Source organism: Modicisalibacter coralii (assembly GCF_004117855.1).
GTDB classification, from domain to species: Bacteria; Pseudomonadota; Gammaproteobacteria; order Pseudomonadales; family Halomonadaceae; genus Modicisalibacter; species Modicisalibacter coralii.
The window spans coordinates 241,317-253,579 of record NZ_QWBW01000006.1 but is presented as its reverse complement, the minus strand read 5'-3'; the positions used below and the strand labels follow the sequence as shown (position 1 = coordinate 253,579).

The window sequence follows — 12,263 nt, the reverse complement described above, 5'->3', positions numbered from 1 at the left end:
GGCGCCGGTGGCGATGATGGGCCGGGCCCGGCGCCGTGAAAGGGGATGAACGTCGCGTGACGGCCGGTGTCGTGGTCGCCGGCGCGGCGGTCATCGCTGCGGCAGGGCATCCAGAAAACGGCCGAAGTCGGGATCGCGAACGCGCGCCGCCAGCGCGCGAAGCGCGTCGATCGGGTCGGGTTCGGCCCAGTCGACGCGCAGGTCGATGGGCGCGGCGTGGAAGGACTCGATGCGCAGTGCCGCCGAGCGGGTGCCACGAACGTCGCCGCCGGCAGCCAGCGCCGCTTCCAGGGCGTCGATCAGGGTTTCGAGCAGGGTCGTCTGGTAGCCGTCGCGATAACGCGGTGCGGTAGCGTTCTCGATCACCGCGTCGGGGTCGTCGCAGGTCCGTTCGAGGAAGCGCCGCAGCAGGGCATCGATGACCCCGGGGCCGGCGAGCAGGTTGCCGGCCGCGGCGAGGCCCGGATAGCACACGCCGGCCACCACCGGGTGGTTGCCGGTGCCGCTGTGCAGGGCGGCCCGGCCCCGGGCATCCATCACCAGGCATTGCCGGCAGTCGGCGCCGTCATCGGCGCTGACCACGCCGTCCAGCGCGTCGCTGGCCGTGGCGCCGGTTTCCAGGGCCCGGCGCACGCCGTCGGGATACCAGGGGTTGGTGTACAGCCCCTGGGTGGCGCAGGCGCCCAGTCCGCGCCAGGCGTGGTGGACGTAACCGCCCACCGCCACGCCGCCGGTGGCGGTCAGGGCGGCGGCGGTGCCGCTCGCCGGGTCGACATGCAGCAGGGACAGGGTCATGACGCGTTACCCGAGGTTGAGAGAGCGTTTACAAAACAGTCGAACGACGGCAAGACAAGGCGAAATTGTGCGGAAACGCGCAGTTTACGTTGGGATAAATGAGCATTTGAGAACAATTTCAACGCTGTATTGCCGAGTGCAGACATTTTGTAGGCCCCTCTCAGTAGCCGGTCAGGTGGCCGATGATCAGCCCCACCCAGGACAGGCCGTAGACCAGCACCATGAAGGGCAGGATCGCCTTGAGCCACTTTTCGTAGGAGACCCGGCCCAGGGCCAGCATCGCCAGGGTGCCGCCGGAGGTGGGCACGATCAGGTTGGTCAGGCCGTCGCCGACCTGGAAGGCGGTGATCATCAACTGCCGGCTCATGTCCACCAGGTCGGCCACCGGGATCAGGATCGGCATGGTCACCAGCGCCTGACCGGAGCCTGACGGCACGAACAGGTTGATGACCCCCTGGACGACGCTGGCCATGATCGCCGAGAAGACCGGCGGAATGTCCTGGATGAGCCCGCTCAGGGCGTGGACGATGGTGTCGATGATCTGGGCCTGCTGCAGGATCACCTGGATCGAGGCCGCGACGCCGATCACCAGTGCACCGGGCGTGACGCTGGCGGCACCTTCCATCATCTGCTTGACGATGCCGTTGGCCGAAAGGCCGTTGATCGCGCCGATCAGGATCGCCAGCAGCAGGAACATGCCGGCGATCTCGTTGATGTACCAGCCGGCGGTGAACACGCCGACCAGCATCGCCGCCAGCCCGCCGATGAATACCAGCAGGGTCAGGGCATCGCGCCGCGACAGGCGGTAGGCGTCGAGCGACTGGCTCATCGCCTTGCTGTCATCGGGTTCGGTGAAGTCCATCTTCACCACCCACTTGCAGATGTACAGCGACAGCAGGCCCAGCGAGGCCACGACCATCAGGGTGCGCAGCCAGGCGCCGGAGAAGGTCGGCAGCTCGGCGATCCCCTGAGCCACGCCCACGGTATAGGGGTTGATCGGCGACAGGGCGAAGCCCACGCCGATGCCGCCCACCGCCATGGTGGTGCCGACCAGGCTGGAGCAGCCGATGGCGCTGGCGATCAGCACGGCGATCGGTACCAGGGCGATGTTGTTCTCGAAGCCCACGGCGACGCCGAAGAAGCCGTAGATGAAGGTGCCCACGGTGATGATCAGGTTGCGGCGTTCGACGCCGACCTTGTGGACCGCCACGCCGATGGCGTTCTCCAGGGCGCCGCTGCGCTGCAGGATGTGGAACAGTCCGCCGGCGATGAACACGATGAACAGGTATTGCGACGCCGCGATGAGCCCCTTGGGCACGGCGACGAAAATGTCGAAGGGCGGAATGGCCGCGATGTCGGAGAGGTAGTGAAAGGAGCCCGGGACCACCGCGGTGCGGCCGTCGCGCGCGACGCGCTCGAACTCGCCGGCGGGGATGAAGAAGGTCAGTACGTAAGTGGCCACCAGGATCAGAAAGATCAGGACCATGGGGTCGGGTACCGTGCGGTACCACTTGGCGCGCCGGGGCAGCGCCGGATCTTGGGGTTTCATGTGATTGTCCTTGTTGGAAACTCGCTCGCGAGGGTTGCCCGGTCGATGGCCAGGGCGGTTGCCATCGCCGGCCGGGACGGCGTGCGGCAACGGGTCGCTCCGCCGGCCGCCGATCTGTCTGGCAATTTATCATGATAAATTGCCGGGTCAAGGCGGAGCCCGGGAGAGGAACCGAGAGAGGGCCGAGAAAGGTACGCGCAAGGCCGGTGCCTCGAGGCGCCGGGGAGGGGGAAGATCAGTGGGGCGGCGCGTCACGCGCGATGACGCGCCGCCGAAAGGGCGGTGTCAGCCCTCGGCGGTCACTTGTGGTCGCTCTTGCGGACCAGATAGTCGCCGAGCATCTGGAAGCCCTGCACCAGCACCACCAGGATCACCACGGTGATCAGCATGATGGTGGGGTTGAAGCGGTTGTAGCCGTAGCGGATGCCCAGGTCGCCGAGACCGCCGCCGCCCACCGCGCCGGCCATCGCCGAGTAGCTGATCAGGGTCACCACGGTGATGGTCAGGCCGGTGATGATCCCGCCGCGGGCTTCCGGCAGCAGCACCTTGGTGATGATCTGCAAGGGCGTGGCGCCCATCGACTGGGCGGCCTCGATCAGCCCCGGCGGCACCTCGTTGAGGGCGCCCTCGACCAGCCGGGCGACGAAGGGGATGGCGGCGATGGTCAGCGGCACGGCGGCGGCGTTGGTGCCGATCGAGCTGCCCACCAGGGCTCGCGTGAAGGGGATGATCGCCACCATCAGGATGATGAAGGGGATCGAGCGACCGACGTTGGTGACGATGCCCAGCACCCGGTTGGTCAGCGGCTGGGCGAGAATCTGGCCCGGGCGGGTGACGTAGAGCAGCACGCCCAGGGGCACGCCCAGCGCGGCGGCGATGAGTCCCGAGACGGCGACCATGTAGAGGGTGTCGAGGGTGGCTTCGAGGATCAGTTCAAGCATCGCGCTGGACATGGCCGAGCACCTCCACTTGCAGGTCGTGGGATTCCAGGTAGGCGAGTGCCTCGCGGGTCTTCTCGGCGCTGCCGATCAGTTCGGCGATCATCAGCCCCAGGGTGCGGTCCTGGATCGACTCGACCTTGGCCTCGAGGATGCTGACGTCGATCGCGCAGTCCCGGGCGAGCCGCGAGATCAGCGGCGTCGACACCGAATCGCCGGTGAAGGCCAGGCGTACCACCGGATGGGTGTCGGGGCCGGGCCGCGCCTCGAGACGTTCGACCAGCGCCTGCGGCGGTTCCAGCTCGAGGAAGGCATTGAGGAAGTCGCGGCCCAGGCGGGTCGCCGGGGCGGTGAAGAAATCGCCGACGTCGGCCTCCTCGACCAGTTCGCCCCCCGAGATCAGCCCGACCCGGTGACAGATCGACTTGACCACCTCCATCTCGTGGGTGATCAGCAGGATGGTCAGGCCCAGCTTGCGGTTGATGTCCTGGAGCAGCTCGAGGATCGCGGTGGTGGTCTGCGGGTCGAGCGCCGAGGTGGCCTCGTCGCAGAGCAGCACCTTGGGCCGGCTGGCCAGCGCCCGGGCGATCGCCACGCGCTGCTTCTGGCCGCCGGAGAGCTGGGCCGGGAACATGTCGCGCTTGTCGGTGAGCCCGGTGAGTTCCAGCAGCGGTTCGACGCGCTCGCGGATCTCGCGCCGGGGGACGCCCATCAGTTCCAGCGGCAGGGCGACATTGGCGAACACGCTGCGCGACGAGAGCAGGTTGAAGTGCTGGAAGATCATGCCGATGCGGTGGCGGGCCCGGTTGAGGGCCGCCGTGTCGAGGGCGGACAGCTCCTCGCCGTCGACGAACACCCGGCCGGTGGTGGGGCGTTCTAGCAGGTTGACGCAGCGGATCAGGGTCGACTTGCCGGCGCCGGAGAGGCCGATCACGCCGTGAATCGCGCCCTGGGGAACATGCAGGTCGGTCGGCTTGAGGGCACGCACCGCGCGGTCGCCCGTGCCGTAGGTCTTGGAAACGTTGTCGAGTGTGATCATGGTCCGGGTCGAGTCGCGGCGACGATCGGGGACCGGTTGGTACGGGCGAAGCGAGGGTGAAAAAAAGGCCACCCAAATGGGTGGCCATCAACGCTGGACACACCCTTTTAGCTGCACTTTCCGAGACACGGGCGTCGCAACGCCGGCCTCGGAGGCGCCCGCAATCCGGGAACAAATCGGCGCCTGAAGAAGATTCGCGAAATTCTAGAGAGCGCCTTCGGGACTGTCAACGACTTTGGTATAAGCTGCAAGAGTGGGCGCAGAATCGCAGAAAAAACGCATGCCAGGAGCGCCATCATCGGTCGTTTGTTCTGCCTGACTGCTGACGGGCTCGCCGTGGCACGGCGGAATGGACGCCCGCGGGCGGTTTTCCTAGACTGGCCGCCTCGTCACGGGGAGGCAAGACATGTTCACGGGTATCGTGCAGGGCACCGCCGAGCTGGTCGCGGTGGAAGACAAGCAGGACTTTCGCACTCATGTGCTGGCGCTGCCGGCCGGCTGTCGCGAGGGCCTCGAGCTGGGCGCCTCGGTGGCACACAACGGCTGTTGCCTGACCGTGACCGCCATCGACGGCGAGCGGGTCAGCTTCGATCTGATGCGCGAGACCCTGCGGCTGACCAACCTGGGGCAGCTGGTCATCGGCGATCGCGTCAACATCGAGCGTGCGGCACGCTTCGGCGACGAGATCGGCGGCCACGCCATGTCGGGCCACGTGATCGCCATGGCCGAACTCTGCGAGATCGACGAGGCCCCCAACAACCGGCGGTTATGGTTCGAGCTGCCGCCTCCCTACGGACGTTTCCTGTTCGAGAAGGGCTACATCGGTGTCGACGGCATCAGCCTGACCATCGGCGAGGTGCGCGAGCGGCGCTTCTGCGTCAACCTGATTCCCGAGACCCTGGCGCGCACCACCCTGGGCGACCGGGCTCCCGGGGACCGGGTCAATATCGAGATCGACCCGCAGACCCAGGCGATCGTCGAGACCGTCGAACGGGTCCTGGCGGCGCGTCAACTCGGCTGACCCCCTTAGCCGTCTAGCGTGGCCACGGCGTTGACTGCCGGCGTGGCGCGTTCGCATGACCTGTCGCTACAGTCACTGTTTCGAGCCATGGCCGGCAGCGGCGGGTGCCGGCCATGGCTCGCGTCGCCTCGGGCCATTGGGTACCATAGGCGGCTTTTCGTGCTGCTCCCCGAAACCAGAGTTCGACTGCGCAGGGTTGACCCATGTTGAAACGACAACTGAACAATTATTTCAAGCTGGACGAACACCACACCGATATCCGCACCGAGGTCATCGCCGGTATCACCACCTTCCTGACGATGGCCTACATCATCTTCGTCAACCCCAGCGTGCTTTCCCAGGCGGGCATGGACCAGGGCGCGGTCTTCGTCGCCACCTGTCTGGCCGCGGCGATCGGCTGTCTGATCATGGGGGCCTGGGCCAACTATCCGGTCGCACTGGCCCCGGGGATGGGGCTCAACGCCTTCTTCACCTACTCCGTGGTGATGGGCATGGGCAAGAGCTGGGAGGTGGCGCTGGGGGCGGTCTTCCTGTCGGGGGTAACCTTCTTCCTGCTCAGCGTGTTCCGTATCCGTGAATGGATCATCAACTCGATTCCGCTGTCGTTGCGGCTGGGGATCGCCGCCGGGATCGGGCTCTTCCTGGGGATCATTGCCCTGGAGAACGCCGGCATCGTCGTCGCCCAGCCGGCGACCCTGGTGACCCTGGGCGATCTCTCGCAGCCGGCGGCGCTGTACACCCTGGGGGGCTTCTTCGCGATCACCGCGCTGTCCCACCTGCGGGTCACCGGCGCGGTGATGATCGGCATCCTCGGCGTCACCCTGGTCGGCATCCTGCTCGGCCACAACCAGTTCGGCGGCCTGGTCTCGGCGCCACCCTCCATCGCGCCGGTGATGTTTCACCTGGATATCGCCGGGGCGCTCGACGTGAGCATGCTCAGCGTGATCTTCGCCTTCCTGTTCGTCGATCTCTTCGACACCGCGGGGACGCTGGTGGGCGTCGCCCATCGCGGTGGCCTGCTCGACAAGGAGGGCAAGCTGCCGCGGCTCAACCGCGCGCTGATGGCCGACAGCACCGCGACCATCAGCGGTTCGCTGCTGGGTACCTCGTCCACCACCAGCTACATCGAGAGCGCCTCGGGTATCGCCGCGGGCGGGCGCACCGGCCTGACCGCGGTGGTGGTGGCGATCCTGTTCCTGGTCAGCCTGTTCTTCGCGCCGCTGGCCGGCTCGATCCCGGTCTACGCCACCGCCGGCGCGCTGCTCTACGTCGCCGTGCTGATGTGCGGCAGCCTGGCCCACGCCGACTGGGACGACGTCACCGAAGCGGCACCGGTGCTGATTGCCGCGCTGGCCATGCCGCTGACCTATTCTATCGCCAATGGCATCGCGCTGGGCTTCGTCAGTTTCACCCTGATCAAGCTGTTCTCGGGGCGTTATCGCGACCTCAACCCGGCGGTGGTGGTGCTTTCTGTGCTGTTCATTGGCAAGTTCTTGTTCCTCGATGGAGGCCATTGATGAGTAGTATCTACGGGGACTACATCAAGTCCGTGATCCGCACCGTGCCCGACTGGCCTCAGCCGGGGGTGAACTTCCGTGATATCACGCCGGTGCTGCAGAACAGCGCGGCCTTTCGCAAGTTGATCGACAGCTTCGTGCACCGCTATCAGGAGATGGATCTCGACGCCATCGCCGCGATCGACGCGCGGGGCTTCATCATCGGCGCGCCGGTGGCCTATGAGCTGGGCTGCAGCTTCGTGCCGGTACGCAAGAAGGGCAAGCTGCCGTTTCGGACGCTCAGCGAGACCTACACGCTGGAGTACGGCGAGTCGACGGTGGAGCTGCACTCCGACGCCTTCCGCGAGGGCGATCGCATCCTGGTCATGGATGATCTGATCGCCACCGGCGGGACCATGCTGGCCGCCGCCAAGCTGATCCAGCGCAGCGGCGGTCAGGTGGTGGAAACCGCGACGATCATCGATCTTCCCGAACTGGGCGGTTCCCAGAAGATTCGCGACGCCGGCCACGGCGTGTTCGCGGTGTGTTCCTTCCTCGAGAGCGACTGAGTCCGACTCGGCGCTCGATTGACTCGACCACCCGGGGTAGGCATGCCGGGGGTCGAGCCTTGCCAACAGGTGACTCTCGTCATGTCAGCCAATCGCTACCAGCAGCATTTCACCGTCTCCTGGGATCAGCTCCACCGCGACGTGCGCGCGTTGTGCCACCAGCTCGTCGAGCGCGATTTCGCGGGGATCGTCGCCATCACCCGTGGCGGCCTTATCCCCGCGGCGCTGATCGCCCGTGAACTCAATGTGCGGCTGATCGATACCGTGTGCATCAAGAGTTACGACCACATGGACCAGAGCGAGCTGGACGTGGTCAAGGGTGTCGACCACGACGGCGAGGGCTGGTTGCTGGTCGACGACCTGGTGGATACCGGCAAGACGGCCCGGGCGGTGCGCGAGATGCTGCCCAGGGCGCATTTCGTGACCGTCTACGCCAAGCCGGAAGGGCGCCCGCTGGTCGACCAGTACCTGACCGAGGTGGCGCAGGATTGCTGGATCCAGTTCCCCTGGGACATGGGCATCGCCTATGTCGAGCCGCTGGTCGATCAGGTGCGCAGCGCCGCCACCGACGATTGATCCTTCGAACGAGCCAACGCCAAACGCGAGGCAGGCGATGACGCAGGTTCCCCTTCCCGAGAGCTGGGCCCGCCACCTGGGCGGTGAATTCGATGCCCCCTACATGCACGCGCTGCGCGATTTCCTGGCGCGCGAGAAGGCGGCGCGCAAGGTGATCTATCCGCACTCCGCGAACTGGTTTCGTGCCTTCGAGCTCACGCCGCTGGATCGCGTGCGGGTGGTGGTGCTCGGCCAGGATCCGTATCACGGCCCCGGCCAGGCCCACGGGCTGTGCTTTTCGGTCCGCCCCGGCGTGCCCACGCCCCCCTCGTTGCAGAACATCTACAAGGAACTCGCCGCCGACGTCGCCTTCGCGCCGGTCGATCACGGCTTTCTCGAGAGCTGGGCGGAGCAGGGCGTGCTGCTGCTCAACAGCGTGCTGACCGTGGAGCGCGGCAATGCCGGGTCGCATCGCAATCAAGGTTGGGAGACCTTCACCGACCGCGCCATCCAGGTGGTCAACGAACAGTGCGACGGCGTGGTCTTCCTGCTCTGGGGCAGCTACGCCCAGAAGAAGGCTTCGTTCGTCGACCGTCACAAGCATCGGGTCCTGCACGCCCCGCATCCCTCACCGCTGTCGGCGCATCGCGGCTTCTTCGGGCAGCGCCATTTCTCGCGCGCCAACGCCTTTCTCGCCGAGCGCGGGCGCGGCGCCATCGACTGGCAGTTGCCGGCCGTCGTCTGATCGCGTCGGGCGAGCCGGCGATGGCGACTTAACCCGCCGGCCCCGGCGCGCTAGAATGGCGCGCGATTTCGGGGCCCCGGCCCCGACCCGCTTTCCAACCTGCCTCGCAAGGGACCCCCGCCATGAGCGTTCATGCCATCCAACACCCGCTGGTCAAGCACAAGCTCGGCCTGATGCGCGCCGCCGAGATCAGCACCAAGAGCTTTCGCGAACTGGCCGGCGAGGTCGCCAAGCTGTTGACGTATGAAGCGACCCAGGATCTCGACCTCGAACCGCAGACCATCGAGGGCTGGAACGGCGGGCCGATCGAGGTCGAGCAGCTCAAGGGCAAGAAGGTCACCATCGTGCCGATCCTGCGCGCCGGGCTGGGCATGCTCGAGGGGGTCACCGACCTGATCCCCAGTGCGCGCATCAGCGTGGTGGGGCTGTATCGCAACGAGGAGACCCTCGAGCCGGTGCCCTATTTCGAGAAGTTCACCAACGACCTCGACGAGCGCCTGGCGATCGTCATCGACCCCATGCTGGCCACCGGCGGCTCGATGGTCGCCACCCTGGACATGCTCAAGGAGCGCAACTGCCCGCTGATCAAGGTGATCGTGCTGGTCGCCGCGCCGGAAGGCCTGCGCCGGGTCCAGGAAGCGCATCCCGACGTCGAGATCTACACCGCGGCGATCGACGAGCGACTCGATGAAAATGGCTATATCGTGCCCGGCCTCGGGGATGCCGGCGACAAGATCTTCGGCACCCGCTGACAGCGCCCGCCAAGCCTCATTCGCGCCCCACCGTCCTCGACGTCTGGGGCGTTTTTTCGACTCAAGCCCGAGCCGCTTCGCGAGAGAGCGGCCGACACCGACGGAGCCTTCATGTCATCCGATAGCGTTGCCCCGGCCTCCCGGGCCGATTCCCCGCTGCGCACCCTGATCACCGGCGCGCAGATGCTCTTCGTCGCCTTCGGCGCCCTGGTGCTGGTGCCGCTGCTGACCGGGCTCGATCCCAGCGTGGCGCTGTTCACCGCCGGAGTGGGCACGCTGGTCTTTCATGGCGTGACGCGCCGTAGCGTGCCGGTCTTCCTGGCCTCGTCGTTCGCCTTCATCGCCCCCATCCAGGGCTCGGTGACGAATTTCGGCATCCCGGCGACGCTGGGCGGGCTGTTCGCCGCCGGGCTGGTCTATGTGGTGATCTCGCAGTTCGTGCGCCTCAAGGGCACTGGCTGGCTGCATCGGCTGCTGCCGCCGGTGGTGGTGGGGCCGGTGATCATGGTGATCGGCCTGGCGCTGGCGCCGGTGGCGGTGGACATGGCCACCGGCGAGACCAGCGAGGCCATCGGTTATGGCCAGGCGATCGTCCTGTCCATGGCCAGCCTGCTGGTGACGCTGCTGCTGGCGGTGTTCGGCCGCGGTCTGCTGCGGCTGGTGCCGATCCTCGGCGGCATCCTGGTCGGCTATTCGCTGGCCCTGGTCATGGGGGTGGTCGACCTCGGTGCGGTGCACCAGGCGGCGTGGTTCGAGATACCTTCCTTCGTCGCGCCGAGCTTTCACCTGTCGGCGATCCTGTTCATGTTGCCGGTGGCCATCGCCCCGGCGGTCGAGCACATCGGCGACATGATCGCCATCGGCTCGGTGACGCGCCGCGACTATCTGGTCAAGCCGGGGCTGCACCGCACCCTGCTGGGCGACGGCCTGGCCACGTCCACCGCGGCGCTGTTCGGCGGGCCGCCCAACACCACCTACTCCGAGGTGACCGGGGCGGTGACCCTGACCCGCAACTTCGACCCCCGGGTGATGATCGTCGCCGCTTTCGTGGCGATCCTGCTGGCCTTCGTCGCCAAGCTCGGCGCGCTGCTGCAGAGCATCCCGGCGCCGGTGATGGGCGGCATCATGACGCTGCTGTTCGGCTCGATCGCGGTGGTCGGCATGAACACCCTGGTGCGCGCCGGCCAGGCGCTGACCGCGCCGCGCAACCTGGTGATCGTGTCGTTGATCCTGGTCTTCGGCATCGGCGGCATGCAGATCGGCGGCGGCCAGTTCGCCCTGCAGGGCGTGAGTCTCTCCGCGGTGGTGGGCATCCTGCTCAATCTGGTGTTGCCGGCGGCAGAGGAGGAGGCGGCGCCCTGACAGCTCAGCGGTGATGACGGGTGTCGCCCCCGTCGGTGAAGCTCGGCGGGTTGTTGGCACTGACGATCACGCAGTCCTCGTCGCCGACATTGCGGAAGCGGTGGGGCCGGCGCGAATCGAAGTAGTAGGCGTCGCCGGCGTGTAGCCGGCGGGCTTCGCCGTCGACCCACAGTTCGATCGAGCCCGAGACCACCACGCCGCCTTCCTCGCCCTCGTGGGTGAGCATGTCCTCGCCGGTATCGGCGCCGGGCGGATAGTGCTCGTGGATGATCGACATGCGCCGCTCGGCGCGTCCGGCGGCGACCAGGCGCCAGGAAAGCACGCCGTCGCCGATGTCGACCAGGTCCTCGGCGGCGTAGAACACCGGCTCGCGCTCGCGCGTCTCGATGGCGAAGAACTCGCTGATCGACAGCGGCATGGCGTCGAGGATCTTCTTCAGCGAACTGACCGAGGGACTGACGCTGTTCTGTTCGATCAGCGAGATGGTGCTGTTGGTCACCCCGGCGCGCTTGGCCAGCTCGCGTTGGGAAAGACCCCGGGCCTGGCGCAGTTGCCGCAGCCGGGCGCCGACATCGAAACCGCTCATGGGCGTTCCTTGTGCATTATCCTCGACGGCATGATAGCCGGTTTACCCGAGGCGACGAAGACTGCCATGCTCCGTTCGGGCGGCAGCCGAGCGCGCCGCCCGGCTGGACGCGCGGGGCCGAAGGCAGCCATCCTGAGGGCGATGGCCGGCGGTGTTCGCGAGTGTCGACTGGCCCGTCCGGACCATTTCTGGCGCCTGCGAGTCGGGCCATCGAAACGTTGACAGGCAGAACCATGGAGCATCCAGAGATTACCGGCGTGGTGCTCGCCGGCGGCCAGGGCCGACGCCTGGGCGGCGTCGACAAGGGCTGGTATCACTTTCAGGGCCGGCCGCTGATCGAGCACGTCGTGACCCGCCTCGAGACGCAGGTGCCGCGATTGATGATCAACGCCAACCGCTCGCTCGAGGCTTACCGCGCCCTGGGCTTTGCGGTGATCGAGGATCGCCGGCCCGGCTTCGCGGGGCCGTTGATGGGCATCTGGAGCGCGCTGTGCGCCGCCGACACGCCCTGGGTGGTGGTGGTGCCCTGCGACACGCCGTGTCTGCCCGGTGACCTGGTCACCCGCCTTCACCAGGGGATCGGTGGGAAGGCCATCGCCGTGGCCCACGACGGCACGCGAGCGCACCCCGTGATCGCCCTGATCCGTCGCGATCTGGCCGACGACCTGGCGATCGCGCTGGCGGCGGGAGAGCGCAAGGTCGCGCGCTGGTACGCGCGTCACCCCTGTCGTTACGTGAACTTTGCCGAGGGCCCGGCGGCCTTCGCCAATCTCAACACGCCGCAGGACGGGGCGGCGCTGGCGCCGGATGCGACACAGTGACTCGCCGCCGTCCATGCCCCGCAACGCGGCCCCTG

The 12,263-nt window shown here is 67.2% G+C and carries 13 protein-coding genes; 8 read left to right on the top strand and 5 right to left on the bottom strand.

Features of this window, described 5'->3' with window-relative positions; translation table 11 throughout:
* Window positions 1-90: 90 nt before the first annotated feature.
* The 4 genes from D0901_RS01705 to D0901_RS01690 form a co-directional block, all read right to left on the bottom strand.
* Window positions 91-795 carry a DUF1028 domain-containing protein gene (locus D0901_RS01705; protein ID WP_129138554.1) on the bottom strand — a complete coding sequence of 235 codons (705 nt, stop codon included), beginning with the start codon at window positions 793-795 and terminating at the stop codon, window positions 91-93.
* A 160-nt stretch (window positions 796-955) separates the two neighbouring features.
* Window positions 956-2,344, bottom strand: a complete 1,389-nt coding sequence (locus D0901_RS01700) for a YfcC family protein (RefSeq protein ID WP_129138553.1) — start codon at window positions 2,342-2,344, stop codon at window positions 956-958.
* Between the two features lie 299 nt (window positions 2,345-2,643).
* Entirely contained in the window at window positions 2,644-3,297 is a 654-nt protein-coding gene (locus D0901_RS01695) for a methionine ABC transporter permease (protein ID WP_129138552.1), read from the bottom strand.
* The gene (locus tag D0901_RS01690; protein ID WP_129138551.1) at window positions 3,278-4,321 is read right to left on the bottom strand and encodes a methionine ABC transporter ATP-binding protein; all 1,044 of its coding nucleotides are present in this window, start codon (window positions 4,319-4,321) and stop codon (window positions 3,278-3,280) included. Before D0901_RS01690 ends, D0901_RS01695 begins: the two co-directional genes overlap by 20 nt.
* A 406-nt stretch (window positions 4,322-4,727) precedes the next feature.
* Between D0901_RS01690 and D0901_RS01685 the strand changes: the two genes are divergently transcribed.
* From D0901_RS01685 to D0901_RS01655, 7 genes are all read left to right on the top strand, one after another.
* A complete protein-coding gene (locus D0901_RS01685) occupies window positions 4,728-5,342 on the top strand; it encodes a riboflavin synthase subunit alpha (protein WP_129138550.1) in 615 nt (204 codons plus the stop codon).
* 203 nt (window positions 5,343-5,545) lie between these two features.
* Window positions 5,546-6,859, top strand: coding sequence for an NCS2 family permease (locus tag D0901_RS01680; protein ID WP_129138549.1), 1,314 nt, complete (start codon window positions 5,546-5,548; stop codon window positions 6,857-6,859).
* Window positions 6,859-7,407 (top strand): adenine phosphoribosyltransferase, encoded by a 549-nt coding sequence (locus D0901_RS01675; protein WP_129138548.1) that lies wholly within the window; start codon window positions 6,859-6,861, stop codon window positions 7,405-7,407. Before D0901_RS01680 ends, D0901_RS01675 begins: the two co-directional genes overlap by 1 nt.
* 81 nt (window positions 7,408-7,488) lie before the next feature.
* Window positions 7,489-7,983, top strand: coding sequence for a xanthine phosphoribosyltransferase (gene gpt / locus D0901_RS01670; protein WP_129138547.1), 495 nt, complete (start codon window positions 7,489-7,491; stop codon window positions 7,981-7,983).
* 37 nt (window positions 7,984-8,020) lie between these two features.
* Window positions 8,021-8,707 carry a uracil-DNA glycosylase gene (gene ung, locus D0901_RS01665; protein WP_129138546.1) on the top strand — a complete coding sequence of 229 codons (687 nt, stop codon included), beginning with the start codon at window positions 8,021-8,023 and terminating at the stop codon, window positions 8,705-8,707.
* Between the two features lie 122 nt (window positions 8,708-8,829).
* Window positions 8,830-9,459 carry a uracil phosphoribosyltransferase gene (gene upp / locus D0901_RS01660; protein WP_129138545.1) on the top strand — a complete coding sequence of 210 codons (630 nt, stop codon included), beginning with the start codon at window positions 8,830-8,832 and terminating at the stop codon, window positions 9,457-9,459.
* Window positions 9,460-9,570: 111 nt separating this feature from the next.
* Window positions 9,571-10,821 carry a uracil-xanthine permease family protein gene (locus D0901_RS01655; RefSeq protein ID WP_129138544.1) on the top strand — a complete coding sequence of 417 codons (1,251 nt, stop codon included), beginning with the start codon at window positions 9,571-9,573 and terminating at the stop codon, window positions 10,819-10,821.
* A gap of 4 nt (window positions 10,822-10,825) precedes the next feature.
* Here the strand turns inward: D0901_RS01655 and D0901_RS01650 are convergent, their stop codons facing one another.
* On the bottom strand, window positions 10,826-11,407 hold the full coding sequence (locus tag D0901_RS01650) for a cupin domain-containing protein (protein WP_129138543.1): 582 nt from the start codon (window positions 11,405-11,407) through the stop codon (window positions 10,826-10,828).
* Between the two features lie 233 nt (window positions 11,408-11,640).
* Here D0901_RS01650 and mobA point away from each other — a divergent pair, with 233 nt between their 5' ends.
* The gene (gene mobA / locus D0901_RS01645; RefSeq protein ID WP_129138542.1) at window positions 11,641-12,228 is read left to right on the top strand and encodes a molybdenum cofactor guanylyltransferase MobA; all 588 of its coding nucleotides are present in this window, start codon (window positions 11,641-11,643) and stop codon (window positions 12,226-12,228) included.
* Window positions 12,229-12,263 lie beyond the last annotated feature (35 nt).